Consider the following 23,232-nt stretch of genomic DNA (forward strand, 5'->3'; position numbering starts at 1 on the left):
GTCGCCCGCCTGTGGGTGCACAGCCGTAGGCTAGGGATCACGATGAATCAACGCCCGTGTAGCAAGGTCTCCTGCAACGAAGAAGCCGAGTCCACTCTCACGTATGTCTACGCTGATTCGATGGCTGTTCTCGGCCCGCTGAGCTACACGGCAGAGCCCCACAGCTATGACCTGTGTGCCCGTCACGCTGAGCGACTCTCTGTGCCTCAAGGATGGCAGGTCGTTCGCCATGTAGTTTTGGGGCATGAGCAAAGCTAACCCCATCGATCTCACCCCGTTCATTAAGGCATACGACGTTCGCGGCCTTGTCGGTTCACAGCTCACTGACGACGTGGTCGAGGCGCTCGGCGCCGCGTTTGTCGACGAAGTGGATGCCGCGGGCCACGAAATTATTGTCGGTCACGACATGCGTGATTCGTCACCGGGTTTCGCCGCGGCGTTCTCGGCGGGTGCTCGCGCGCGTGGCGGCAACGTTGTACTGATTGGGCTTTGCTCGACCGATGAGACGTATTTTGCGTCCGGATCGATGAATGCGCCTGCAGCCATGTTTACAGCGAGCCACAACCCGGCGACGTATAACGGCATCAAATTCAGTCGCGCGGGTGCCCAGGGCATCAGTTTCAACACGGGTTTGAAAGCGATCCGTGACCGCGCGCAGACCTATCTCGAGTCGGGCGTTGAGGCTGTCGCGCAGCCTGGTTCGCAGCGGGAGGTTGATGTTCTTGCCGACTACGCCGGGTACTTGCGCAAACTCGTCGATCTCAGCGGCATCCGCCCCATGCGGGTCGTCGTAGATGCCGGTAACGGCATGGGTGGCATGACCGTGCCTGCCGTGCTCTCTACAGCGGCAGGGCTCCCGAAGCTGCCGATCGAGATCATCCCCCTGTATTTCGAGCTCGATGGTACGTTCCCCAATCACGAAGCGAACCCCCTCGAGCCGGCAAACATTGTTGACCTTCAAAAAGCGGTGATTGAACACGGTGCAGATGTCGGGCTTGCCTTCGATGGCGATGCTGACCGGTGTTTCGTGGTCGACGAGCGCGGAAACCCGATGACTCCCAGCGCAGTGGCTGCGGTCGTGGCGCTGCGAGAAATTCAGCGAGTGCGTGCGTTGCAGCCGGAGGGCGACATCCACGTCATCCACAACCTCATCACGTCGCGCATTGTTGAAGAAACGATTAAGAATGCGGGGGCGATTCCGGTGCGTACCCATGTAGGCCACTCGCTCATCAAAGATCAGATGGCGGCAACCGGTGCGATCTTTGGTGGCGAACACTCCGCGCACTACTACTTCCGCGATTTCTGGGGTGCCGACAATGGGATGCTTGCCGCGATGCACTTGCTGGCCGAGTTTGGTTCGCAGGCGGAACCGCTGTCGGTGATCTCGGAGCGCTATTCGCCCTACGCCAGTAGTGGGGAGATTAACTCCGTGGTCGAGGATGTCCCCGCGGCGACGGCTCGCATCCGCGAAGCTTTTGCGGACGAGGCAGAATTCGACGAACTTGACGGTCTCACGGTCACAGGAATCACGAGCGATGCGGAGCCGTTCTGGTGGTTCAACGTGCGACCGTCCAACACGGAGCCGTTGTTGCGATTGAACGCTGAAGCAGGTTCCGTTGATCAGCTTGAAAAGATTCGCGACCGCGTGCTTGCACTCATCCGCCGCTAACAAAGTCGGTTGGTAAGAGCGCCCGGCCCCGGAGCAGTGCGCCTAGCCGCGATCGCTCGGAAACCCGCGTGGAACGCTAGTAAGGGCAGGCTCCAGAGCGCCTCTCCGGCGTTTTTCACCCGTAAGTGCAACGGTCTCACGCTCTCGCCGCACAGCGCTGACCGCAGAAAGAAAGATCTCGGGCTCAACATGCGGTAGCGGTGACACGTAGGTGGAGGCCTCGTTGGCGAGGCTGGCCGCGTGCTGTCGACGCGTGACCGCGGTGTAGCCGGGTGCCGCAACTAAGAAATGTGAGATGCGCCGCGCTAGGGCATCCGGCATCTTGGCAACGTCAGCAGTGCGCGCCCATTCGGCCAACTGGCCGGGGAGTTGCACAACAGGGTTGGCAAACTTGGTGACGCGCTCGTACTGGCTGTAAGTTCCGGCAACGAGATCACCGAGGCGCTGAGCGCGAGTGTTGAGCAGTCCAACGATCGCCGCGAAACCGCCGACGGTCATGAAGATTTCGAGCACACCAAGAAGCGCGCGGATGAAGGCGTGACGAAATCCGATCGCGCCACCATCGTTGCGAACGATGCGCGCACCGATCGCGAGTTTGCCGAGCGATTTTCCCCGACTCAGCGTTTCAACAGCAGTGGGGATCACGACGAGGCAGATCACGAGAGAACTCACCGTCAGAGCCTGACCAATGGCGGTATCGAGGCCGGCATTGGTCGCGAATGCAAACGACCCGATGAGAAGCCCGACGAGAGCCGCACCGTAGACCAGAAAGTCGATGATCGAACCGGCCGCACGCAACACAAAACTTGCCGAACGAAGCTCCAACGCGACCGCTTCGCCGGTCACCAACTCGTCAGGTTCATCGTCGTACGTGAGAGTGTTGCTCAATTGTGGGCTCGGCATGACATCATTTAAGCAGATGGATCTCGACTCGTACTCAGCCGCGCACCGCGAAGACTGGGATCGCCTTGCCCAATTGGGGTCGCAACGCCGACTTTCCGGGGGTGAAGTCGATGAACTTATCGACCTCTATCAGTCGGGGGCAACCAATCTTTCGGCCATGAAAACCAGCGCCGGACAGTCAGCACAGGCTGATCGGTTGTCGTTGACACTCAGTCGTGCACGCTTGCGTTTCACTGGTGCATCCGCAAACGTGTTGAGCCAATTGCCGCAGTTCTTTGTGGCCCAGCTGCCAGCCGCGCTCTATCGGGTGCGATGGATGTCGTTGGTGCTGGCCGCCGTCACTTTCTTTGTTGGGTTCCTTTTTGCGTGGTGGGCGATCTCTAATCCGCAAGTGCTCGCCAATTTTGGTACCCCGGCTGAGCGCGAGGCTCTTGCCCGGGATGACTTCGTCGGCTACTACTCCGAGTTCTCGGGTGGGTCATTCACCGGTTTCGTCTGGACCAATAACGCGTGGATAGCAACTCAGTCGATCGCGTTCGGAATTGTCGGCGTCTACGTGCCCTACCTGCTGTTCAACACCGCTCAGCAACTCGGATTCACCGCGGCGATCATGAACGAATTTGATCGCCTCGATGTCTTTTTTCTCTACATCGCGCCACACGGTCAACTAGAGCTTTACGCGATTTTCGTCGCAGGTGCCGCCGGAATGATGATTTTCTGGTCGTGGGTCGCTCCCGGCGCTCGAACCCGCGCACAGGCGCTCGCCCAAGACGGTCGCGCGCTGTTTACGATCGTCGTGGGGTTGATTCTCGCACTGCTTGTTTCTGGCATCATCGAGGGCTACGTGACACGTCAAGATTGGCCGTGGCCCCTCAAGATCGGCATCGGCACTATCGCCCTCGCCGGCTTCTTGGGGTACCAGTGGATTCTGGGCGGGCGCAGTGCTCGCGCCGGTAATACGGGCGATCTCAGCGAATTTGATGCGGGCGCAATCCACATCGTCGCCGACTAGCTGAACTGAGTCATTACGCTGGCGACGCCCAGCTGACCGGGATGCCCGCGGAACTCCAGCGCGCCCAACTAGAGCTTGCCTGCTGCTTTCAGCGCGATGTAGTGGTCGGCGAGGGCGAGCGGCAACTCGGTGGGGCGCTTCGACACGACGGATGCTCCGAGCTGGTTGATTGCGGTAGCCACTCGAGACTGATCGAGCAGCGCGCGCTCGGCAGCGCCGGCGTGGTAAACCGCGTCACGGTTCGAACGGTCGTGGGTCGCATCCACAATCGATGGGTCAGCGACCGACGCCACCACAACAGTGTGTTTGGCAGTCAGTTGAGGAAGCATGGCGAGCAGGCCGCGACTCGCGCCCGGCGATTCCGCTGTGGTGGCGAGCACAACGAGCGCACGCTGTGAGGTGGCTTGGCGCACAAGGCCAGGCACTGAGTTCCAGTCCATCTCGATGAGTTCTGGTTGCACCGGTGCCATACTATTGACCATTTTTGAGAGCAAATCGGGGCCGCTGGCTCCTTGCACACGGGCCCGAACGCGGCGGTCATAGATGAGGAAGTCCACGTGGTCGCCGGCGCTGGAGGCAAGCGCAGCTAGCAGCAGCGCCGACTCGAACGCCGTATCGATGCGCGGCTCGTCGTCGATGCGGGCGGCAGAAGTACGGCCGCTGTCGACAACAATTACTACCCGTCGGTCGCGTTCAGGGCGCCAGGTGCGAACGACAAGTTCCGAACGTCGTGCCGTTGCCCGCCAGTCGATGGACCGCACATCGTCGCCTCGAACGTAATCACGCAGGCTGTCGAATTCTGTTCCTTGACCGCGAATCATGACGCTGGTGGCGCCATCCAGTTCACGCAGCCTAGCCAGGCGAGAGGGGAGATGTTTGCGCGAATTGAACGGCGGGAGCACGGTGAACGACCCGGGAACGACGACGGTGGTCTGTCGAGCGATGAGCCGGAGCGGCCCATAGGAACGCACGGTGATATGTGCGGCCTCACGTGTTCCTCGACGGAGCGGGGTGAGCACTGTGGTGAGCTCACGCCGTTCCCGCGCGGGCACAGTCAGTGGTGCCCGGTTGGTGTGTGCACCCGCGGAGGGTTGCCATCCATCGCGCACGATTGCGCGCAAACGCCGACCCGAGGGGTTGGTAATGCGCAACTGTGCGCTCGTTGTTTCGCCGAGGCGCAGACGATCGGGGGAGGTGCGCTCGAAGCGCAGCGAACGCACTGACACCGCGAATGCCATGTCGATGAGCCCCAGCGCGACCGCAAAAAGGATCCACAAGACCAGCACTACGGGTTCGCCTGTGATGACGATCGGAACAACACCGATCGCCACAAGAGCTACGAACCATCCGGAAAGCGCCATTGTTAGATCGGTACCTGCACTTGCTGCACAATCGACCGCAGGATGACATCCGAAGAGACACCTTCAAGTTCGGCTTCTGGCCGAAGCTGGATGCGGTGGCGAAGCACCGGCAACACCATGCTCTGAATGTGGTCGGGAGTGATTGCGTCTGCACCGGTGAGCCAGGCCCACGCCTTTGCGGCCGAAATGAGTGCAATCGCACCACGGGGACTCACGCCAAGTTTGACCGACGGGCTCTGGCGGGTGGCGCGCGCGAGGTCGACCGCGTAGGCGATGACATCCGGACTCGAGCCGACACGGGCGACCGCGGCCTGTGCCTGGGCGAGCATTGCCGCATCAAGCACCGGAGTGACACCTGCTGCCGCCAAATCGCGGGGGTTGAAGCCCGCAGCGTGGCGAGTGAGAACTTCAATCTCGGCATCGCGTTCGGGCAGATCGAGCACGAGCTTGAGAAGAAAACGGTCGAGTTGAGCCTCGGGCAGCGTGTAGGTGCCTTCGTATTCGATGGGGTTCATTGTTGCGGCGACCATGAACGGTGCCGGCAACTTCAGAGACTTGCCATCGACTGAGACTTGCCGTTCTTCCATTGCCTCGAGCAGCGACGATTGTGTCTTGGGCGGTGTGCGGTTGATCTCGTCGGCGAGCAAAATATTGGTGAACACTGGCCCGTTGCGAAACTCAAATTCGCCAGCCTGGGAATCGTAGACAAGTGAACCAGTGACATCGCCGGGCATGAGATCGGGCGTGAACTGTATGCGCTTGGTGTCGAGCTGCAGTGCTCGGCTGAGGGTGCGAACCAGTAGCGTTTTAGCGACACCGGGAACGCCTTCAAGAAGCACGTGCCCACCGGTCAGTAGGGCGATCGTGAGTCCGGTGACCGCAGCATCCTGACCGACAACGGCCTTGCCTACTTCGGTGCGGAGTTGAGTGAATGCGTGCCGCAGTTGCTCGTCAGTCATATCTCGATTCTTCTCTATCTCTGGCTTGGTGGTGCTCTGAATGGGGATGGCGCTGAGTGTTTAGGTGGGGCGGATTGCAGACGCTACTCGTTGCTCTAGCGCGAGCAGTTCATCCGAAAGAGAAAGCAGCTCGCTGTCGTTGGCAGGGTCCGCGTCAACGAGCAGTATCCGCAGCTGCACGACGGGCTGGTCGATGAGCGTGGCGATTCGGTTAATGACGTCATCAACGGATGCTGTGCTCGCCATGCCACACAGCACGGCCAGTCGCCGGATTGATCCAATCCGCAGCGCGTCTAGGGTGTGAAGTCGCGCTGCGGTCTTTTCGTACAGTCGCGCGCGGCCCTGCATTGTTTCACTCGAGTGCACAGTCACTGGCAGTTTTTCGATGACGAGAGGCCCGAATCTGCGGCCACGCCAGAGTGCGGCGGTCACCAACGTAAGCGCAGTCAGCCAGACAACGGGCAGCACCCAGTCGGGAGCGAGCTCATCGTAGGTTTTTACTCCACCGTTGTCTGCCACATCCGCAAAGCTGGGGGTATACCAGACGACGGTGTCATGTTGGCCAAGCAATTGCAGGGAAAAGGCAGCGTTGTCTGCGGAGATGATGTCGCCGTTGGTGAGGGCATCGGTTGCGCCGAGCAGCAGTAGTTCGGTGTCGCCTCGGTCGAGAGAGATGAAGCCATAGCCGTCGTCCTCGTTTCCGTAGCACTCGGTGGCACCAGCATCACTGTCGATTACTCGCAGGCTGGAAGGGCCAGCAGTGATTTCGGGTGCTGTCGCTGCCAGGGTTGCCGTGCATGACGCGGGCACGGTGCCACTGCCCGCGCCAGCCTGAGCAACTTCGGGGGCAATAGCGAGAAGTGCAGCGAGGTTGGGCTGAGCGAAGATAACGGTGCGGGCAAGAGCCGAAGCTTCTCTGGTCTGATCGTCAGTGAGATAGCCGTCAAAGTTGGTGAAGAAGAGAGTGCTGTTGCCTGCCGCTGTCAGCTCGTCACGAGTATCACTGAGGCTAGTTGTGACAACCACGTCGACACCCTGTTGCCGCAGAACCTCAGCGAGCGCGAGTGTTCCCGATTCGCGAGGGCTTGTGGGGTCGAGGGGAGGCCCTTCGACCGCAGTTCCTGCGAGGTTCAGGCTGGCAAGTGCCACGCCCAAGAGGAAGGCTGCGGCGATGACCCAGAACAGTGTCCGCTTGAGAGTCGTGCGGATGCGCGGGGTGACTACCGTTGGCGCGCTCACAGTGGAACCTCTGCGAGGTTGGGCTTGGCTGCTCGAATACGAGACTCCAGGGCCCGAAGCTGCTCATATTGAGCGCGGGTAGCAGGCTTGCGCATATAGCGGACGAGGTCGAAGATGTCGGCGCTGTGGGTAAGTTCGTCGCCACACTCCGGGAGAACGCGAGCTGCGCGCACAGCAAAGCCGCGGGCGGTAGTGCCGGGAGTCGTGGTGACCAGGGTGCGTTCGGAGAGCCCGCGAGCGATTGCGCGGAACATATCGGCAACGGCACTGTCACAATCGTCGCGGGCTGCGGCCTGTTCTGCGGCATCCCGCAGCTGGGCGGAAGTTCGGGCATCAGCCTCACCGAACAGAATCGCATCGTGGCGACTCTTACGGTTGAGGCGGGGGATGCCGTAAAGGACGACGGCGGCGATGATCGCGATCGCCACAAGCGCGATGAGAACGACGAGCACAATGGTGGGGATGGCGTTTCCATCGCCAATGGTCAGCGACGCAAGCCAGTCGCTGAATGCTTTTGACACGCGGTCGAACAGTGTCGGTTTGGCTGCCTGATAGGGGGCTTTCGACAGCTCGTTGATGAGCCACTCGGTCGCTTGACCGGAGTCTGGCTCAACAGGCACCTCGCGAGTTGCCGCGTGCGCAAACCAGGGGTGCACAGTTGCGGGCGCGGTTGACGTAAGAGTCACTAGGGTCATGAAGCTGCGTACGGTGATGGCTCGCTTGAGTGCGTAGCGGTGCTCCCACCTGTGAGGTAGGGATCAGCTACGGAGTTGTCGCCAGCGTTACGGGCTTCAACAAATCGCGTGAGTTCGAGGTCGAAGCCTTCTGTGCGCATCCGCAGATCGATGTACAACAGCGCGGGTGCTGCTGACTGAATGATGATGGTGACTGCGCCGATCGCTACCGAAAGAATCACCGTGAGAATGTAGAGCCCGATGAACGCAGCTACAGCGGTGTCTTCGTTGCCGGTGGGGTTGAGTAAACCTACGCCGAGACCGCCAATGAAGCTCAGGGGCGCCGTCACAACGCTTGACACTGTTTGCACGATCACGATGATCAGGGCGAGGATGCCGAAGGTGCGCCAGAAGCTTCCAGAAACGAGTGACCATGAGCGGCGGATGGCGCGGCCCAGGGTTAGCCGTTCGATCATGAGTGCACTGGGAACGAGAGCGAGGAACGTGCCGAGCCAGGCCATGAGCGCGATCCCGATGACGATGCCGGCGAGAACAGCGAGCACGCCGAATACGGTTCCCGCGGTTCCGCCGATGGCAAAGAAGAGTGCCACGACAAAGCTGAAAACAACAATTCCGATGAACGTAGCAATTGCGACGAGGGCAGACCAGCCGATGAGGGCCCACAGCCGGCCCTTTGCCGCGTTCCAGAGGCCGCGCAAGCGCAACTTTTCGCCGACAGCTCCCCGTGCAACCTCGAGGGAGACAATTCCTTGAAGAATTGAGCCGCCGACAAGTGAGAGCGTTACGGCGAAGAGTGCGGCAAGAATGACGCCTGCCGTTGCACCGGCTTCGATGGTTGCGGCATCTGCTTCGCTTGCGCTGAGGGTGCGGTCGATCCCGGAGACGGTGATGATGCCGACCAATACGAGCGACAAAACAGTAATAATGCCCATGATGATCAGCGAGAGCCCAAAGATGGGGCGCGGATTGCGGCGTAGCACCATCAGCGACGCTGAGAGGATCGTGCCGAGAGTCATGGGTCGAAGAGGAATGAGTCCTGGCTTGGGTGGGGGAGTCCAGCTCGGCGCCGGTGCAGCGAACTGCGGAGATTCTTGGGGAGCATACGGCTGTGGCTCACCGGTTACACCGGCACTATCTGGCGACTGCCACGGACTGTTATTGCTCACGTTTCACCTTTGATTTTTTTGCCTAATCCTATTCAATCGCAATCATGCTTTCACACTCGACTACTCTTATGCGAAAGCTTCTCACTCTGTTAGCCCGAGAGCTAGAAAGTATCGAGGACACGTGAACCCGCGAATTCTTGTAGTCGATGACGACACTGCCCTGGCAGAGATGATCGGAATCGTTCTACGCACTGAAGGTTACGAACCATTTTTTTGCCAAGACGGCGCGCTGGCGTACGACGCGTTCAAGTCGGCAGCTCCCGATCTTGTGCTGCTCGATCTGATGCTGCCCGGTGTCGACGGCATCGAGGTGTGTGCCCGCATCCGCGAAGAGTCGGGTGTTCCTATCATCATGCTGACCGCGAAGAGCGATACCGCGGATGTCGTGAAGGGTCTCGAAAGCGGCGCTGACGACTACGTTGTCAAGCCCTTCAACCCGAAAGAACTTGTCGCCCGCGTGCGCACTCGTTTGCGGCCGGCTAGTGATGCCGCTACTGGCACACTCACTGTTGGCGACCTTGAATTGGATGTCACGGGGCATGAGGTTCGGCGTGGTGAGACCAAGATCAACCTGACTCCGCTCGAATTTGAGTTGCTCTTGGCGCTCGCGATGAAGCCTGAGCAGGTCTTCACACGCGAAATGCTCCTTGAGCAGGTGTGGGGCTACCACTACAAGGCAGATACCCGCCTCGTGAACGTTCATGTGCAACGGCTCCGCGCCAAGGTTGAAGAAGATCCAGACAACCCCAAGATTGTGATGACGGTTCGCGGCGTTGGTTACCGCGCTGGCAGCAGCGCGTAGCAGGAATGCGCGATTTCGACTGGCGCGAGTGGGTGCAGCGACTCGCTGCACTGTGGCGCTCGTCGCTTCAGTTGCGCACCGTGGCGATCACAGTGCTGTTGTCGTCGGTGGCAGTAACGGTCATCGCCGGCTACATGTCGCTGAGTGTTGGCGCCAACCTGTTCGATGCGAGTCGCGAGCAACTCACGCGCACATCGGCGAACGCCACACTGGCGGGGCAACGAGTTTTTGATGGAGCAGACGAAGGGCTCGGGCTCGAAGACCTTGACGTAATGATGCGCGACGCAGCGCGGGTCATCGAGAGCGTCGCGTCGAGCACCGGTGGCACGAGTTATGCCATTCTTCGCAGCCCTGGCCAAGACGGCGCTCGTGTGCCCACAAACGTTCAGTCGCAGGGGCTGGCTTCCGATGTGCTCATTACCGAGGAACTGCGGGAGACGGTCGCGAATTCAACTGAGCAGCGCACGTACTGGCAGTCGGTCGCCCTCGAACAGCCGAGCGACGGCACCGTGCATCCGGGGCTCGTTGTCGGTTCGACACTCGACATCCGTGGTTCCCAGTACGAGCTTTATCTTGTGTACGACATCCGCGACACTCAAGACACACTCGTTGTTGTTCAGCAGACTCTTGGCTTGGGCGGGTTTGCCCTGCTGGCCCTGATCGGTGTTGTGACGTACGTCGTCGTTCGCCTTGTGGTGGGGCCGGTCAAGCTGGCGGCGGAGACTAGCCAACGTCTGGCTGCGGGAGAGCTTGAAGTGCGCATCCCTGTGCAGGGTGATGACGTGATTGCTACGCTGGCGCGTTCCTTCAACGGCATGGCAACGAGCATGCAGCAGCAGATCACCCGGCTTGCTGCGCTGTCTCAAGTGCAACAACGCTTTGTGTCGGATGTTTCGCACGAATTGCGAACCCCCCTCACCACAATTCGGCTTGCCGGTGATGTGCTCTACGACCAGCGTGAGACTTTTCCGCCAGCGACAGCCCGTACGGCCGAACTGCTGCATACCCAGGTCGAACGCTTCGAGCTCTTGCTCGCAGATTTGCTCGAAATGAGTCGCTATGACGCAGGTGCGGTCGATATGGAGACCGAGCCCACGAACCTTGTACGGCTCGTCGAAGAAACGAACGAGAGTCTCACATCATTGGCAGCCAGTAAGGGCTCCGAACTGCGACTGGTGGCCCCTGGTGGCTATTTTGAAGCGGATGTTGATCCCCGTCGCATCCGTCGAATTCTTCAGAATTTGGTGAGCAACGCCATTGACCACGGTGACGGACTACCGATTGTTGTTTGGGTCGACAGCGATCAGGATGCCGTGGCTATTGCCGTGCGTGATTATGGAGTCGGGATGAGCACGCCGGCCCTGGAGCGCGTGTTTGATCGTTTCTGGCGTGCTGACCCCTCTCGGCAGCGCACGACGGGTGGTACAGGCCTCGGTCTGGCGATCGCGCTAGAGGATGCGGTGCTGCATGGTGGCTGGCTTGAAGTGTGGTCGGATGGAGAGAACGGCTCGTGCTTCAGACTGACAATTCCCCGTGTCCGGGGCACGGAACTGCGCTCGTCGCCGCTAGAACTTCCTCCTAACGACGAGGTGCCCAGTTTGGAGGCGTCGAATGACTAAAGCATCGAAGGTTGCGCACCTCGTCGTCGCGGGTCTGGTGATGGTCGCCCTCAGTGGTTGTGTTGGTGTTCCACTCTCGGGGGTGGTTGAGTCGGGGCCTCTCATCGATCAGCAACTCGATCCCAAGTTCGAAATTGTTGCGGAGGGCCCAGTCGCGGGCTCAACTCAAGAACAAATTCTTGCCGACTTCATGAACGCGGTACGAGCACCGAGCCGGGACTATTCTGTGGCGCGAGAATTCTTGACGCAAGAGATGAGCGGGTCGTGGAAGCCTGCGGCGAGCGCAACAGTTCGAGAACGAGACAAACTGCCGACTATTTCGCCAGCGCTCGAAGAGGACTCGCTCACCTATATTTTCTCTGCTCAAGCGGTGATCGATGAGCGTGGTGTGTACTCCGAGCTGCGTTCACCCGCGTCGCAAACTCTCACCTTCGATTTCGAACGCCAAGACGGTGAGTGGCGTATCGCATCAGCACCTCCAGGGGTGGTGCTCTCGAATAACGGATTCGAGGTGAGTTTTGAGCAGCAGGTGCTCTACTATTTCGACCCGAGCTTTGCCTACCTGATCCCTGACGTGCGCTGGTTCCCTGCGCGGCAATCCACACAGTCACGCGCAGTCCAGGCACTGCTCTCTGCAGATTCGCCCTGGCTGCAGCAGGGCGTTGTGCTGACCGCATTTCCGGCAGCGACGACGTTAGGAAACGCGAGCAGCCTGACCAGTGGGCGAGCCGTCGTCGACCTCAGCTCTGAAGCACTTTCCGCCGATACGGTTGCACGTGAACGCATGCGGCAGCAACTTGCAGCAACGCTGCACACACCGATTGTCGTGCTCACGGTTGATGGTCGCGAGCTTCAGAGTTCAAGCTCAGGGCAGAGCGCCGCCGTTATCGAACCCGGCTCTAGCGGCCCGCTAGTGGTGGGAACGGCAAGCGAATTCGGATTCAACACCAGTGACGGGCTCAGCGAGATCAACGAGCTCAGCGCTGCCGTCACCAAGTCGGGTGCAACCTCCGCAGTACTGTCGGCCGACCGACTTTCCGTTGCCTATCGCGCAGGCGATGGCGCAGCCTACTTTGCTTCGGTCGGACTCACCCCGCGCATCGTCGATGACCGTCCGGGGCTTGCCGCACCATCGCTCGATCCGTTCCGATTCGTGTGGTCGGCGCAGCAGTCGAGTGCCGCCACACTCTCCACATTCGAGGTGGATGGCACCGAGCATCCGGTTCAGTCGTCGTTGCCCGCAGATTCAACGATTGTGTCGCTGGATGTTTCCCGGGATGGTACGCGACTGCTCGTGTATCTCTCCACGCCGGCAGGGCCTCAGCTGCTCGTATACGGCATTGTGCGGCAACAGGGCAATGTGCCCGTTCAGTTGGTCGAGCCCACGGTGCTGCCAGCGCGTCCGGGTGCACCCATAGATGCCGCGTGGGTGGGCTCGAGCACCGTGGCGACCCTCTCGGCGAATGATGACTCTGTTGCTGCTACCGCGTTTAGCCTTGGCGGGCAATCGGAGAGCCTCGGAGACGTGGATGATGCGCGACAGCTCGTGAGCACCGGATCCAATACTGATGGCCTCAGACTTCTTGCGGACGGCGAGGTTTGGCGACCGCAGGGGAGCCAAGAATGGGCGCGCACGGGCCTTGACGCCTCCTTCATGGCCGCGCAGCAGTAGAGTCTCTCCACTGAACCCGGGCGCTGCTCCTCGGCGCTGACGACGATCGTGCACGCTCGAGGCATGACTCTCCCGACTAACAACAATGGTCGCCCGGCTTCGTGGTTCGTTGCGATCGCGCGCGACGCGCTACGGGATGCCTGGGCAGTGCTCATGCCTGTCGAGTGTGCGGGATGCCAGAGCCACGATCGCGCACTGTGTGGGGAGTGCGCTCGCAGTCTTGTCGCTGCGCCGACGATTCACTCAACTCCTCGGCACGTGCGCGTCTATGCGGCCCTCCGCTATGAAGGGCCAGCGCGCAGAGTTCTGCTGGCATTCAAAAATCATCATCGAACCGATCAAGCTCGGCCGCTGTCTGAGGCACTCCTGTCGGTGCTGCGGCGAGTGCTCGCCGAATCCCGTCGGCCGGATACTGCCGGGGGTAAAGTTCTGATCGTGGCCGTTCCGTCAAGCAAGCGCGCGTTCCGCATACGGGGATACCACCCGATGTCGTTGGTGCTTCGAGCAGCGGGCATCCGTCAGGAACGAGTGCTTCGCACCACCAAAGTAACTGCCAGCCAAAAGTTACTTGGCGCACAAGAGCGGGCCCTCAATGTGCAGGGTGCGTTCGTGGCGACACGCTGGTTGGGAGCGAGCAGCGTCATCATCGTGGATGACGTACTCACGACTGGAGCCACCATTGACGAGGCAGCGCGGGCCATTTCTGATGCCGGTGGGACGGTCATTGCAGCGGCAACCATCGGGTTCACTCCAAGAACCGGAGCGGCTCGTGACATTGCCAGCGGCGAGGGCTACGGTAAGGAAAAGGGCGCACAATAAAAGCTGCCTCACGAGGCGGCCGCGCATGATGGCTAGGAGGTCGCCGTGGAAATCACCGTCAACGGACGAAATGTAGGAGTCACGGATCGTTTCCGTGAGTATGCGATCGAGAAGTCTGAAAAGGTCGCTCACCTCGCCGAGAAGGCAATCGCCTTCGAGATCAAGGTAAGCCGCCACCACGAAACCAAAGGGTCAAGTGGAGACGATCGTGTTGAGTTGACGTTGATCGGACCAGGACCGCTTGTTCGAGCGGAGTCTGCTGGTTCGGATAAATATGTTGCGTTCGATCTGGCGATGGGCAAACTCATTGAGCGCATTCGCCAGTCTCTCGACCGCAAGAAAGTGCATCGCGGAAACCATCGGCCCACGTCTCTGCGTGAGGCTACTGCCGGTGGATTCGCTGTCGTCGATATCACCCCTGCTAGCCCCGATGTGATCGAAAGTGTCGCGACTGGGTCAGTTCCGACGCAGACCGCTGAGCCGGAACCCGGCGACGACGATTACTCGCCCGTTGTTATCCGGCGCAAAGTGTTCCCCTCCAGTCACATGACCGTTGAAGAGGCACTAGACCACATGGAATTGGTCGGCCACGACTTCTTCCTCTTTGTGGACAGTCAGACCGATCGCCCCAGTGTTGTTTACCGTCGCAAGGGCTGGGATTATGGTGTTATTAGCCTCGAAGAGATGGCTGACGAGGCCGCTGACGGTGGCCGTTCGCGTAAGCGTAAGGTCGCTACCGGCTAAGCACACCAAGTTTTGGGTGTGAACTTGATACGATTACGAACCGGTAACGCGGCTGTGAGCTGAATGCACACACCGCGTTGCCGCGACGTAAGCGTCTAAAGGCTGCGCTTCGTCGAGTAGTGCCAGCGTCGGATCCGTCCGACAGGAATGGGAGTATTCGGTGGCAAATGTTTTGGAACGCGCACTTCGTGTGGGCGAGGGTCGACTTCTTCGACGCTTGAAAGGCTACGCGAAAGCAGTCGATCACCTTGAGGAAGACTTCAAGACTCTGACCGACGATGAGCTCAAGCATGAGACCACAGAGTTGCGTGAGCGCTATGCTGCGGGAGAGTCGCTTGACGACCTGCTGCCGGAGGCATTCGCTGCCGTTCGTGAAGCAGCGGGCCGCACCCTCGGAATGCGTCACTTTGAGGTTCAACTCATGGGCGGCGCCGCGCTGCATTTGGGCAATATAGCTGAGATGAAGACCGGTGAGGGCAAGACCCTCGTGGCCACGCTTGCGGCGTACCTCAATGCGATTGCTGCACAGGGTGTGCACGTGATCACGGTCAACGACTACTTGGCCAGCTACCAATCAGAACTTATGGGGCGCATCTTCCGTGCCCTCGGAATGACTACCGGATGTATCGTCTCGGGGCAGACTCCAGCAGAACGTCGCGAGCAGTATGCCGCCGACATCACTTATGGAACCAACAACGAATTTGGGTTCGACTACCTGCGCGACAACATGGCGTGGCAGGCCAACGACATGGTTCAGCGTGGACACCACTACGCAATCGTTGACGAGGTTGACTCGATCCTGATCGACGAGGCTCGCACGCCGTTGATTATTTCGGGGCCGTCGTCAGGTGAGGCTAACCGGTGGTTTACCGAATTCTCCAATCTTGCGACGAAGCTCATTCCCGAGGTCGATTACGAGGTTGATGAGAAAAAGCGCACCGTTGGTGTGCTCGAACCGGGTATCGAGAAGGTCGAAGATTATCTCGGTATCGACAACCTGTACGAGTCGGCCAATACCCCGCTGATTTCGTTCTTGAACAACTCGATCAAGGCGCGTGCCCTTTTCAAGAAAGACAAGGACTATGTCGTCATGAACGGCGAAGTTCTGATTGTCGATGAGCACACTGGCCGTATACTTCAGGGCCGTCGCTACAACGAAGGTATCCATCAGGCGATCGAGGCCAAAGAGGGCGTCGCGGTCAAGGCAGAGAACCAGACTCTTGCGACCGTCACCCTGCAAAACTACTTCCGGCTCTATAACAAGCTTTCGGGAATGACCGGTACTGCCGAAACTGAGGCCGCCGAGTTCATGTCCACGTACAAGCTGGGTGTCGTCGCTATCCCGACTAATAAGCCGATGCAGCGCATTGACCAGTCAGATCTGATTTACAAGAACGAGCAGTCAAAGTTTGAACAGGTTGTTGCCGATATCGCTAAGCGTCACGAACTCGGTCAGCCGGTTCTTGTGGGAACAACAAGCGTTGAAAAGAGCGAACTGCTTTCGCGGATGCTTGCTAAGAAGGGCGTCAAGCACGAGGTTCTGAACGCCAAGAACCACGCTCGTGAAGCGGCCATAGTCGCGCAGGCCGGCCGCTTGGGTTCCGTCACTGTCGCCACGAACATGGCCGGTCGTGGAACTGACGTCATGCTCGGCGGTAACGCTGAGTTCCTCGCAGTAGCCGAGATGAACAACCGCGGGCTCAACCCGACCGAAACTCCCGACGACTACGAAGCCGCCTGGGATGACGTATTCGCCAACGTCAGGTCTGAGGTTGAGAAAGAGGCCAAGAAGGTCGTCGACGTTGGTGGTCTCTACGTTTTGGGCACCGAGCGTCACGAGTCCCGCCGTATCGACAACCAGTTGCGTGGTCGTTCCGGTCGTCAGGGTGACCCGGGCGAGAGCCGTTTCTACCTTTCACTTCAAGATGATCTGATGCGCCTCTTCAACAGCGGCGCGGCCGAAGCCCTGATGGGGCGCTCGACGGTTCCCGACGACTTGGCTATCGAATCTAAGGTTGTCAGCCGTGCCATCCGCAGCGCTCAGGCGCAGGTAGAATCTCGCAACGCTGAGATCCGCAAAAATGTCCTCAAGTACGACGATGTCTTGAATCGCCAGCGTGAAGCTATCTACAGCGACCGACGCCACATCCTCGAAGGCGACGACTTGAAGGACCGCGTGCAGCGCTTCCTGACGGATGTTGTGACTGAGGTCGTTGACGTACACACAGCAGAAGGACACTCTGAGGACTGGGACTTTGACGTTCTCTGGACCGAACTCAAGACTATGTATCCGATTGGGATCACGGTCGATGAGGTTCTTACCGAGGGTGGTTCACGAGGCAAGTTGACAAGTGCGTTCGTCGCTAAGGAGATTCACTCGGATGCGGCGATCGCCTATGAGCGTCGCGAGCAGCAGCTTGGTGAAACCGCGATGCGCGAGCTTGAGCGCCGCGTTGTGCTCAGTGTCATTGACCGTCGCTGGCGAGACCACCTCTATGAGATGGACTACCTCAAAGACGGAATTGGTCTGCGCGCAATGGCCCAGCGTGACCCGCTCATTGAATATCAACGCGAAGGTTTTGCTCTTTTCCAGACCATGATGGGGCAGATTCGTGAAGAGACAGTCGGCTTCCTCTTCAACCTTGATGTTCAGGTGAGCGGCGGTGGCGAGTCCACAACCGTGCAGGCACGAGGTCTAGATGCGGCAAGCTCACAATCTGCTGCACTCAGCTACTCGGCGCCCAGCGCTGATGCCGCTGGCGAGGTAGAGGTTCGCAACGAGCGCGGTCAGGTTGAACGTGCTGCCACTGCGAGTGCGCAGAAACGCAAGGCTCAGCAGGCGGCACCACAGCAGCCTCAGCAGGCGCAAAAACCTCAGGGTGGTGAGCGTGGTGCATTCGGTCAGCGTTCGGAGGGCTCAGCTGACGCTCCGCTTAACCGTTCGCAACGTCGTGCGCAGGAGAAGCGCAAGCTCTAAGGCTTCGCTTCGACGTATGCCCCCACTGCTCGGTAGCTGGGGGCAAACGTCGTTAACGGCTAGAGAACGTTAATCGCGGTCGCACGCCAGCGCTTGTCGAGGCCTTCGAGGCGCACCGCGACCGCACGGGTGCGTGCTCGACCACGCACGATCACGACAGCTTCGACGGCTCCATCTCGTGGTTCGCACAGACGAATCGAACCCATCGTGAAGCTCGGCCTCGTGATGGGCTGCCCTTTCGCGCGGCGTGCACGTGCAGACAAGACTGTGCGCTTGAGCAAGTGCCGGTAGACATCGTCGGTAACCCATCGTGCAATTTGGTCAAGGTCGCGCGCGCCAGCAAGCACCTCGATTACGCAGCGCGTGAGGTTTTCAACGAGAGGAGCTGGGTCGGGTAGCTCGGCGCTCGGGGTGGGCTGGTGGCCAAAAAACTCGTCGGGCACGAAGCGCGGTCGAATAATTTTGGAGGGAAGGGTTCCTGTGCGCTGTCGCGGCTGCTGTGGGGTCTCCACACTCGGCGAAAGCTTTCGGAGTGGCTCGGTACTCATGATCTCCCGGGTAAAAGGTCAAGACGGCGATGTATACCCCCGTTAGGGGGTAGACCATACTCAATCAGGAAGTAGACCAATTGTCTATGACTAATTTTCAACTGTGGATAACGTTGCTCCGTTGTACGCTCTCGGTACTAGCGTCACCCCATGCGCTGGGACAAACTCTTTGACGACCTCGAAAGTCAACTCGAGAACGAGATCACTGCTGACGACCTCGAAGTTGATGCCGAAGAAGAGCGATTACGCCTCGGCCGGCTGAGCATGCGCGACCGGGTTGTGTCGCTCCACACCCGCAGCCCCGAACATGCACCGCTCACCCTTTCGGTGGTGCTTGTCACAGGAACGCGGCTCGTCATCCGCCCAGCAATCATTGGTCGGGACTGGATGTCGGCAGACCTTGTTGACGACAGTGGTCGCCCAGCGCAGTGCATTGTTCCCTTCGCGGCGTTGGCAGGCATCTCGCTGGGGTCGGCGCACATCACGCCCAGCCTCGCCACGATGCCATCGAGCGGGCATCCGAGTCTCTCGCAGCGTTTGGGAGTGAGTTACGTATTGCGTGATCTGTGTCGTCGTCGCCGAGCGGTGTCGTTGCTCTTGGTTGCCGGGGAAGTGCACGGCACCATTGACCGTGTGGGGCGAGACCATCTGGATCTCGCGGTGCATGAGCGCGGGGCGGTACGTCGCGAGACTGCCGTGACGGAATACCGTTTGGTGCCGTTTGCGAGTCTTGTTCTCGTGCGGCCGTAGCCCCGCGGCTACAGTGTGGACCCAGCGCGGCTACAGCGTGGACCCAGCGCGGCTAGCGCGGGCGTAGTTCCCCGAAATTGACCTCGGTGACGGTGGCAATATCTGACTGATTCCACAGGCTCATACGACGAGTCTCTTCGTACAGAGCCTCAATGTAAGACTCAAGCACAGAGTTCTCGATGCGCCACTGGCCTTTGCTTCCCAATTTGATTGCGGGCAGTTCGCCCGAACGCACCAGTTCAAGAACATCGTGCGGAGAGACGCTGAGCACTTCGGCAGTATCGGCAAGGGTGAGAAATCGCCCTAGACCCTCCGCTGGATTGGTCGCGTTCATGGTTCGATTATGCTCTTGTGCGCCTGTGAATGGGGTTGATGTGGATAACTCTCGCGCCACATGTGAGCAGTAACGAACCATGGTCCAATGATCAACACCCGACCCGTGGGGTACGCACTGTGAGCCGTCGTTCAGGTCGCACCCAAACTCAAGCTCGCGCGCGAGCTCTCGCTCTTGATCCTCGCCTAGCGATCGGAATTGTGCTTGTCGTGGCGTCGATCCTCGGAGTCGTTTCCCTGGTGGCTACGGCAGATGACACGATTGAGGTCTATGCGGCCGCCGCCCCTGTGGCGCCGGGCGATCGTGTGGAAAGCAGCGATTTGGTGGTGCGAAGCGTGAAACTCAACGAGTCGAGTGAGTTGTATATCGCTCGCGGTGAGCTACCAGTTGAAGGGTTTATTGCGACGAGACCGATTGGTGCGGGGGAGTTGATACCGACATCGTCTTTGGGGAGCCATGAGGGGCTTTCACTGACCGCAGTTGTTGTGTCGCCGCAGGGTGGACTAGCCGAGGCTGTGTCTCCGGGAGCATCCGTCGACGTATGGGCAAGCGCCGAAACAGACGACGACGGGTATGGGGCTCCTAGCGTGATCATCTCGGGCGCGACTGTGGCGCGACTAATTGATGACGATTCCCTCGTCTCGTCCGCCCGTGGCAGCTCACTCGAATTGCTTGTGCCCCGCTCACGGGTAGCGCGCGTGCTGGAGGCGATGGCCAACGGTGATGTGCTCTCCGTGATCCCCGCGAATCTTCCGGCGAAGGGCTGAGATGGCTATGTTCGCACTGGCCATGCCGGTCAACCTTGAAGACCAGTTTGCGTTCGACGCTGTTCAGCAGGGCCACGAGATTGTTTTGCGGGCGGTGAGCGCTCCCGAGCTCGCCTCGCGGGTTGCGGGTGCACAGGCAGATATTGCCCTTGTTGCGTCTGAGGCACGTTACCTCACGGATCGTCTGATCGCCGCGTGTGATCAGGCCGCCGTCAGGCTCATCGCGGTCGCCAGCAGTGAGCGTGAACAGCGCTATGCGAGCGATCTCGGGCTCTACGACATCGTCGATGTCGCGTCCGGCTGGTCGGCGGTGGATGCCCTGCTCACCCAATCGCAGTGGAATTCAGAATCTGCAACCTCCGAGCGAAGCACGCTTGGCGAAGTTATTGCGGTCTGGGGTCCGGGAGGGGCGCCCGGCCGCACATCCGTTGCTATCTCGATTGCCGCTGAGCTGGCGGCGCTCGGTCACCGTGTGGCGCTTGTTGATGTTGACACGCATGGGGCTTCGGTAGCACCAGCTCTCGGGATGCTCGATGAGGCCCCAGGTTTTGCGGCAGCCTGCCGCCTTGCCGCAACCGACACCCTCACCACCGCTGAGCTGGCCCGCATCGGCCAGCGCTATGAGTCGCCGGTGGGTGACTTCTGGGTGCTCACCGGCATCGGCCGGCCGAGTCGGTGGCCAGAGCTCTCGGCTGAGCGAGTCGGAACCACCATTGCGCAGTGTCGCCAGTGGGTCGACTACACCGTGCTCGACACCAGCTCAAGTCTTGAGAATGACGAAGAAATTACGAGTGACCTCTTTGCGCCTCGTCGCAACGCTGCCGCCGTTACCGCGGTGCGTGCAGCCGATCATGTGATTGCGGTGGGCGCCGCCGACCCGGTGGGGCTCTCGCGGTTCTTGCGTGCACACGTCGATCTGATCGAAACAGTCAGCACGCGAAGCGTCAGCGTTGTTATGAACAAAGTGCGGGTGAGCGCGAGCGGAATGAATCCGCACGGGCAAGTGACTCAGACGTTATCGAGGTTCGGGGGAATTGAGCATCCGATTCTCGTTCCTCACGACCTCGCTGGATTCGACGGAGCGGTGTTGAGTGGCAAGACTCTGGTGGATGCAGCACCGCGATCGCCAGCACGGTTAGCAGTCCGCGGCCTCGTGACTTCCCGACTCGTGCCCGAAGTCGACGAGCAGCAGCCGAGACGTTCACTGTTCAGCAGGATGCTGGCGCGCAGGTAATCTGTAGGGGTGTCGACACTCAGTGATTTAGTCCAAGAGCAAGGCCGCTCAAGCGAGGCGGATATCGAATGGCTGCACATGCTGGTCGGCGACTGGCAGTTGCTTGCCGACCTTGCGTTTGCCGACATCGTGCTGTGGGTGCCGAGCGACGATGACCAGTTTGTTGCGGTTGCCCTTGCACGCCCGAGCAGTTCAGCGACACTGTTCTATCGCGACTTTGTCGGCCAAAAGGTGAAGCCGGAATGGCAGGCCCAAGTCACCGAGGCGTTCGAGACTGCCCGAATTATTGATATGGCAGCACCGGCTTGGTACGAAGAAACCCCCACCCGGGTGCGAGCTGTTCCGGTAATGCGCAGACTCAGTACCAGTGGCAACGCAACAACAGAAAAACCTATCGCGGTAATCACGCGTCACACAAATTTGGGGGATGCCCGCACGCCCTCCCGGCAGGAGCTCACGTTCAACGGGTGTGCAAACGATCTTTTCGCGATGATTTCGGTCGGAGATTTTCCTGATATGGGTGCTCCTGCGTCGCCGCGCCGCGCCGCGCCGCGAGCATCCGATGGCCTCATTCGGTTGGATGTCGATGGTCTCGTCACGTTTGCCAGCCCGAATGCGCTGTCGGCGTTCAATCGCATCGGTTTCTCTGGCGAGCTGGAGGCAGAATCTCTCGCCGAGGTCACGACCGCACTTATAGCCGGTCAGCCAGAAGTTGATGAGTCTCTTCCCCTTATTGTCACCGGTCGCGCACCCTGGCGTACCGACATTGAGGCGCGCGGTGTGACGGTATCGTTGCGAACGATCCCGATCCGCGATCGGGGCGAACGGGTTGGCGCGATCGTGTTGTGCCGCGATGTGACCGAGGTGCGCCATCAGGAACGCGAACTCATCACCAAGGATGCGACGATTCGCGAGATTCACCACCGTGTGAAGAACAACCTGCAGACGGTGGCTTCGCTGTTGAGGATTCAGGCCCGCCGAACCCACAGCGAGGTCGCGCGGGAAGCATTGGGGCACGCAATGCGTCGAGTTGCGGCCATCGCGGTTGTGCACGACACCCTCTCGGAGGGGCTCAATCAGAACGTTGACTTCGACGTGGTGTTCGATCGCGTACTCAAACTGATTGCAGAAGTCGCGTCGAGTCACAATACGACGGTGCACCCGACATCCGTCGGCAGTTTCGGCGATCTACCTAGCGAGTATGCGACGCCGTTGGCTCTCGCGCTGACCGAGCTTGTGACGAATGCGGTGGAGCATGGGCTCGCAGGTCGCGCGGATGGCACGGTAGAGATTGATGCTCGGCGAACGGCCGAAAAGCTCACGGTTCAGGTGCGCGATAACGGCGTAGGGCTCGGCGAAGGAAAAGTCGGCGAGGGGCTCGGTACTCAAATCGTTCGTACCCTCATTCAGGGCGAACTAGGCGGAACGATCGACTGGCACACGCTCATGGGGAGCGGCACTGAAGTCACGATCGATATTCCGTTGACTTGGTTGACCCGCTCGCGCTAGCCCTGTGTCGCTAATTCTGCGCGGCTAGTTCGGCGCGACGCGGCGCGGCGCGGTCTTAGGATGCGCTGCGTGCGCGTGCGGCGCGGTCTTAGGATGCGCGGCGTGCGCGTGCAGCGCGACGCTTGAGTGCGCGACGCTCGTCTTCGCTGAGGCCGCCCCAGACGCCGGAGTCTTGGTTGGTCTCTAGAGCGTACTGGAGGCACATTTCAGTAACCGAGCAGCGACCGCACACGGCCTTTGCTTTTTCAATTTGATCAACGGCCGGACCGGTGTTTCCTACCGGGAAGAAAAGTTCCGGGTCAGCGGTGAGGCATGCAGCGTTATCGCGCCAGTCCATGATGTTGCTCCTTACAGCGTGTTGCGTTGCTCGAGCGCGCAAAAAATACGCCCTGATTGGCGTCGAGCTTGAGAAAGAAAGTGGGTCTCGCTCGCAACACTGGGAGCCAGAAATCA

22 protein-coding genes are annotated in these 23,232 nt (G+C 59.9%); 13 read left to right on the forward strand and 9 right to left on the reverse strand.

The genetic code is table 11. The features are described from left to right. Positions 1-42: 42 nt before the first annotated feature. Positions 43-258, forward strand: coding sequence for a DUF3499 family protein (locus tag AADH44_RS03770; protein WP_341954168.1), 216 nt, complete (start codon positions 43-45; stop codon positions 256-258). Then, on the forward strand, positions 245-1,669 hold the full coding sequence (locus AADH44_RS03775) for a phosphomannomutase/phosphoglucomutase (protein WP_341954169.1): 1,425 nt from the start codon (positions 245-247) through the stop codon (positions 1,667-1,669). Before AADH44_RS03770 ends, AADH44_RS03775 begins: the two co-directional genes overlap by 14 nt. 42 nt (positions 1,670-1,711) lie before the next feature. Here AADH44_RS03775 and AADH44_RS03780 read toward each other — a convergent pair whose 3' ends face one another. Next, complete coding sequence (locus AADH44_RS03780; protein ID WP_341954170.1) at positions 1,712-2,572, reverse strand: RDD family protein; 861 nt, start codon at positions 2,570-2,572, stop codon at positions 1,712-1,714. 16 nt (positions 2,573-2,588) lie between these two features. Here AADH44_RS03780 and AADH44_RS03785 point away from each other — a divergent pair, with 16 nt between their 5' ends. Next, positions 2,589-3,584 (forward strand): stage II sporulation protein M, encoded by a 996-nt coding sequence (locus AADH44_RS03785; protein ID WP_341954908.1) that lies wholly within the window; start codon positions 2,589-2,591, stop codon positions 3,582-3,584. Between the two features lie 68 nt (positions 3,585-3,652). Here AADH44_RS03785 and AADH44_RS03790 read toward each other — a convergent pair whose 3' ends face one another. The 5 genes from AADH44_RS03790 to AADH44_RS03810 are packed head-to-tail and all read right to left on the reverse strand — an operon-like array spanning position 3,653 to position 9,004. Next, positions 3,653-4,945 carry a DUF58 domain-containing protein gene (locus AADH44_RS03790; RefSeq protein ID WP_341954171.1) on the reverse strand — a complete coding sequence of 431 codons (1,293 nt, stop codon included), beginning with the start codon at positions 4,943-4,945 and terminating at the stop codon, positions 3,653-3,655. 2 nt (positions 4,946-4,947) lie between these two features. Continuing rightward, entirely contained in the window at positions 4,948-5,904 is a 957-nt protein-coding gene (locus AADH44_RS03795; RefSeq protein WP_341954172.1) for a MoxR family ATPase, read from the reverse strand. Between the two features lie 60 nt (positions 5,905-5,964). After that, entirely contained in the window at positions 5,965-7,143 is a 1,179-nt protein-coding gene (locus AADH44_RS03800; protein ID WP_341954173.1) for a DUF4350 domain-containing protein, read from the reverse strand. Continuing rightward, the gene (locus AADH44_RS03805) at positions 7,140-7,838 is read right to left on the reverse strand and encodes a DUF4129 domain-containing protein (protein WP_341954174.1); all 699 of its coding nucleotides are present in this window, start codon (positions 7,836-7,838) and stop codon (positions 7,140-7,142) included. Before AADH44_RS03805 ends, AADH44_RS03800 begins: the two co-directional genes overlap by 4 nt. After that, a complete protein-coding gene (locus tag AADH44_RS03810) occupies positions 7,835-9,004 on the reverse strand; it encodes a hypothetical protein (protein WP_341954175.1) in 1,170 nt (389 codons plus the stop codon). The genes AADH44_RS03805 and AADH44_RS03810 overlap by 4 nt, the downstream gene beginning before the upstream one ends. Positions 9,005-9,125: 121 nt before the next feature. On the opposite strand from AADH44_RS03810, the gene mtrA reads away from it, so the two are divergent. The 6 genes from mtrA (at position 9,126) to secA (ending at position 17,637) form a co-directional block, all read left to right on the forward strand. Further along, complete coding sequence (gene mtrA / locus AADH44_RS03815; RefSeq protein WP_341954176.1) at positions 9,126-9,806, forward strand: MtrAB system response regulator MtrA; 681 nt, start codon at positions 9,126-9,128, stop codon at positions 9,804-9,806. A gap of 5 nt (positions 9,807-9,811) precedes the next feature. After that, positions 9,812-11,425: an MtrAB system histidine kinase MtrB gene (gene mtrB / locus AADH44_RS03820; protein WP_341954177.1), complete on the forward strand. Its 1,614-nt coding sequence runs from the start codon at positions 9,812-9,814 to the stop codon at positions 11,423-11,425. Then, positions 11,418-13,097: an LpqB family beta-propeller domain-containing protein gene (locus AADH44_RS03825; RefSeq protein WP_341954178.1), complete on the forward strand. Its 1,680-nt coding sequence runs from the start codon at positions 11,418-11,420 to the stop codon at positions 13,095-13,097. The genes mtrB and AADH44_RS03825 overlap by 8 nt, the downstream gene beginning before the upstream one ends. 63 nt (positions 13,098-13,160) lie before the next feature. After that, positions 13,161-13,916, forward strand: coding sequence for a phosphoribosyltransferase family protein (locus AADH44_RS03830; protein WP_341954179.1), 756 nt, complete (start codon positions 13,161-13,163; stop codon positions 13,914-13,916). Between the two features lie 45 nt (positions 13,917-13,961). Continuing rightward, positions 13,962-14,660 (forward strand): ribosome-associated translation inhibitor RaiA, encoded by a 699-nt coding sequence (gene raiA, locus AADH44_RS03835; RefSeq protein WP_341954180.1) that lies wholly within the window; start codon positions 13,962-13,964, stop codon positions 14,658-14,660. Positions 14,661-14,820: 160 nt separating this feature from the next. After that, positions 14,821-17,637 carry a preprotein translocase subunit SecA gene (secA, locus tag AADH44_RS03840; protein ID WP_341954181.1) on the forward strand — a complete coding sequence of 939 codons (2,817 nt, stop codon included), beginning with the start codon at positions 14,821-14,823 and terminating at the stop codon, positions 17,635-17,637. A 59-nt stretch (positions 17,638-17,696) separates the two neighbouring features. Here the strand turns inward: secA and AADH44_RS03845 are convergent, their stop codons facing one another. After that, positions 17,697-18,185, reverse strand: coding sequence for an Rv3235 family protein (locus tag AADH44_RS03845; RefSeq protein WP_341954182.1), 489 nt, complete (start codon positions 18,183-18,185; stop codon positions 17,697-17,699). 150 nt (positions 18,186-18,335) lie between these two features. Between AADH44_RS03845 and AADH44_RS03850 the strand changes: the two genes are divergently transcribed. Next, entirely contained in the window at positions 18,336-18,935 is a 600-nt protein-coding gene (locus AADH44_RS03850; RefSeq protein ID WP_341954183.1) for a hypothetical protein, read from the forward strand. A 52-nt stretch (positions 18,936-18,987) separates the two neighbouring features. Here the strand turns inward: AADH44_RS03850 and AADH44_RS03855 are convergent, their stop codons facing one another. Continuing rightward, positions 18,988-19,269, reverse strand: coding sequence for a helix-turn-helix domain-containing protein (locus AADH44_RS03855; RefSeq protein WP_341954184.1), 282 nt, complete (start codon positions 19,267-19,269; stop codon positions 18,988-18,990). A 119-nt stretch (positions 19,270-19,388) separates the two neighbouring features. Between AADH44_RS03855 and AADH44_RS03860 the strand changes: the two genes are divergently transcribed. From AADH44_RS03860 to AADH44_RS03870, 3 genes are read left to right on the forward strand one after another with little or no spacing between them, the layout of a single operon-like run. Further along, the gene (locus AADH44_RS03860) at positions 19,389-20,036 is read left to right on the forward strand and encodes an SAF domain-containing protein (RefSeq protein WP_341954185.1); all 648 of its coding nucleotides are present in this window, start codon (positions 19,389-19,391) and stop codon (positions 20,034-20,036) included. Positions 20,037-20,043: 7 nt separating this feature from the next. Further along, complete coding sequence (locus tag AADH44_RS03865) at positions 20,044-21,270, forward strand: P-loop NTPase (protein ID WP_341954186.1); 1,227 nt, start codon at positions 20,044-20,046, stop codon at positions 21,268-21,270. 9 nt (positions 21,271-21,279) lie between these two features. Continuing rightward, positions 21,280-22,779: a histidine kinase N-terminal domain-containing protein gene (locus AADH44_RS03870; protein WP_341954187.1), complete on the forward strand. Its 1,500-nt coding sequence runs from the start codon at positions 21,280-21,282 to the stop codon at positions 22,777-22,779. Between the two features lie 88 nt (positions 22,780-22,867). On the opposite strand, the gene AADH44_RS03875 is transcribed toward AADH44_RS03870, so the two are convergent. Continuing rightward, the gene (locus AADH44_RS03875) at positions 22,868-23,116 is read right to left on the reverse strand and encodes a WhiB family transcriptional regulator (protein WP_009772809.1); all 249 of its coding nucleotides are present in this window, start codon (positions 23,114-23,116) and stop codon (positions 22,868-22,870) included. Positions 23,117-23,232 lie beyond the last annotated feature (116 nt).

It is taken from the genome of Salinibacterium sp. TMP30 (assembly GCF_038397785.1).
Taxonomy (GTDB): domain Bacteria; phylum Actinomycetota; class Actinomycetes; order Actinomycetales; family Microbacteriaceae; genus Rhodoglobus.

Excerpts from the sequence above, each read along its gene's own strand:
- AADH44_RS03770 (WP_341954168.1), top strand. The coding sequence starts at position 43 with ATGAATCAACGCCCGTGTAGCAAGGTCTCCTGCAACGAAGAAGCCGAG.
- AADH44_RS03830 (WP_341954179.1), top strand. The coding sequence starts at position 13,161 with ATGACTCTCCCGACTAACAACAATGGTCGCCCGGCTTCGTGGTTCGTT.
- AADH44_RS03805 (WP_341954174.1), bottom strand. The coding sequence starts at position 7,838 with ATGACCCTAGTGACTCTTACGTCAACCGCGCCCGCAACTGTGCACCCC.
- AADH44_RS03825 (WP_341954178.1), top strand. The coding sequence starts at position 11,418 with ATGACTAAAGCATCGAAGGTTGCGCACCTCGTCGTCGCGGGTCTGGTG.
- AADH44_RS03795 (WP_341954172.1), bottom strand. The coding sequence starts at position 5,904 with ATGACTGACGAGCAACTGCGGCACGCATTCACTCAACTCCGCACCGAA.
- AADH44_RS03775 (WP_341954169.1), top strand. The coding sequence starts at position 245 with ATGAGCAAAGCTAACCCCATCGATCTCACCCCGTTCATTAAGGCATAC.
- AADH44_RS03855 (WP_341954184.1), bottom strand. The coding sequence starts at position 19,269 with ATGAACGCGACCAATCCAGCGGAGGGTCTAGGGCGATTTCTCACCCTT.
- AADH44_RS03790 (WP_341954171.1), bottom strand. The coding sequence starts at position 4,945 with ATGGCGCTTTCCGGATGGTTCGTAGCTCTTGTGGCGATCGGTGTTGTT.
- AADH44_RS03780 (WP_341954170.1), bottom strand. The coding sequence starts at position 2,572 with ATGCCGAGCCCACAATTGAGCAACACTCTCACGTACGACGATGAACCT.
- AADH44_RS03785 (WP_341954908.1), top strand. The coding sequence starts at position 2,589 with ATGGATCTCGACTCGTACTCAGCCGCGCACCGCGAAGACTGGGATCGC.
- AADH44_RS03865 (WP_341954186.1), top strand. The coding sequence starts at position 20,044 with ATGTTCGCACTGGCCATGCCGGTCAACCTTGAAGACCAGTTTGCGTTC.
- AADH44_RS03845 (WP_341954182.1), bottom strand. The coding sequence starts at position 18,185 with ATGAGTACCGAGCCACTCCGAAAGCTTTCGCCGAGTGTGGAGACCCCA.
- AADH44_RS03850 (WP_341954183.1), top strand. The coding sequence starts at position 18,336 with ATGCGCTGGGACAAACTCTTTGACGACCTCGAAAGTCAACTCGAGAAC.
- AADH44_RS03875 (WP_009772809.1), bottom strand. The coding sequence starts at position 23,116 with ATGGACTGGCGCGATAACGCTGCATGCCTCACCGCTGACCCGGAACTT.
- mtrB (WP_341954177.1), top strand. The coding sequence starts at position 9,812 with ATGCGCGATTTCGACTGGCGCGAGTGGGTGCAGCGACTCGCTGCACTG.